Annotated in this window: 2 protein-coding genes; both read left to right on the top strand. The window is 76.2% G+C overall.

What is annotated here, in order from left to right; genetic code table 11:
• Positions 1–205: 205 nt before the first annotated feature.
• Entirely contained in the window at positions 206–739 is a 534-nt protein-coding gene (locus LLG88_08660; GenBank protein MCE5246971.1) for a sigma-70 family RNA polymerase sigma factor, read from the top strand.
• A 175-nt stretch (positions 740–914) separates the two neighbouring features.
• A partial coding sequence (locus tag LLG88_08655) for an RtcB family protein (protein MCE5246970.1) occupies positions 915–1,692 on the top strand: 778 nt, incomplete at its 3' end.

Raw genomic sequence — 1,692 nt, 5'->3', positions numbered from 1 at the left:
GGGGCCGCCGTAGGGGCCGAGCCGGTCGGGGCGCAGCGCGTCGATCGTGACGAGGATCACGGGACGCGGCGCCGGCGCCCGGCCGCACGCCGCGGCGAGCGCGGCGACGGCGAGCGGAACGACGAGCGAGGGACGGAAGGTCATCACCGCGCCAGTATAATGACCGCGGCGCGAGGAGGGCCGACCGCTGGACACCGCCGAACTCGTGCGCCGCGCGCAGCAGGGGGAGCGCGGCGCCTTCGATGCGCTCGTCGCGCTGCACGGCCGCCTCGTCCTTTCGATCGCCCGCCGGATCCTCGGCGACGGACCGGACGCCGAGGACGCGGCGCAGGAGGCGTTTCTGCGCCTCTACAAGGCGATCGGGAAGGTTGATCCGGAGCGCCCGTTCGAGCCGTGGGTCGTGCGCGTGGCGGTCAACGCGGCGCGCAGCGCGCGCGCCGGGCGTCCGGCGCGCCGCGAGGAATCGCTCGACGTCGATCCGGCGGCGACCGGCGCCGAGCACGCGCCCGACGGCGCGCTCGCGCGGCGCCAACTGCGCGCGGCGATCGACGAGGCGAAGGAGACGCTGCCGCGGCGGGAACGGGAGATCTTCGTCCTGCGCGACGAGGAAGGGCTCCCGGTCGAGACGATCGCCGCGGCGCTCGGCCTGAGCGACGTCACGGTGCGGCGCCATTCGACCGAGGCGCGGCGCCGCCTCGCCGCCTGGCTGCGCGCCAACCGTCCCGAACTGCTCCGCTGACGCCGCGCCGCCCGGGCGTTGGACCGCGCCGCCGACGCTTCGCCGTCGCCGCGCGTCCGGGCGGCGGGCCGCGCCGCTGACGCTTCGCCGTCGCCGCGCGCCGCCGCGGACGGTCTTCTCCGCTCCGCGCCGCCGACGGGGCGCGGCTGGCCGTAAACTCGCGGCGGGAGGGTCGATGGATCTCCGGTTGGAGCGTCTGGACGCCTTCCGCTGGCGGATTCCGCGCGGCGGCGCGATGCGCGTCCCCGGCCTGGTCTACGCCGACGAGGAACTGCTTCCGTCGATCGTCGCCGACAAGGCGCTGCAGCAGGTCGCCAACGTCGCCTGCCTCCCGGGCATCGTCGGACGCTCGCTGGCGATGCCCGACATCCACTGGGGATACGGCTTCCCGATCGGCGGCGTCGCGGCGTTCGACTGGCGCGAGGGGGTCGTCTCGCCCGGCGGCGTGGGGTACGACATCAACTGCGGCGTGCGCCTCGTCTCGACGGCGCTGACCCGGGCGGAGATGGAGCCGCGCGCGGCCGAGCTGGCCGACGCGCTCTTCCGCAACCTGCCGGCCGGCGTCGGCGCGGGGCGGCGCGACCTGCGCCTCTCGCGGGCGGAGCTCGACGCCGCGCTGGAGCGGGGGGCGGAGTGGGCCGCGTCGCGCGGCTTCGGCGAGCGCGGCGAGGCGGAGCGGATCGAGGAGCGCGGCTGCCTGCCGTGGGCCGACGCGTCGCAGGTTTCCGACCGCGCCAAGGAGCGCGGCCGGCCGCAGGCCGGCACCGTCGGCTCGGGGAACCACTTCGTCGAGGCGCAGTTCGTGGAGAAGATCTTCGACGCCGAGGCCGCGGCGCGGATGGGGCTGCACGAGGACGGCGTCGCCTTCTTCATCCACTCCGGCTCGCGCGGCCTCGGCTACCAGGTCTGCGACGACTTCCTCAAGGTGATGCTCGCCGCCGCGCGCCGCTTCC

This window comes from bacterium, assembly GCA_021372775.1.
Lineage (GTDB): Bacteria > Acidobacteriota > Polarisedimenticolia > J045 > J045 > JAJFTU01.
The sequence above is the reverse complement of the archived record's forward strand: the minus strand, read 5'-3'. Positions and strand labels throughout refer to the sequence as shown.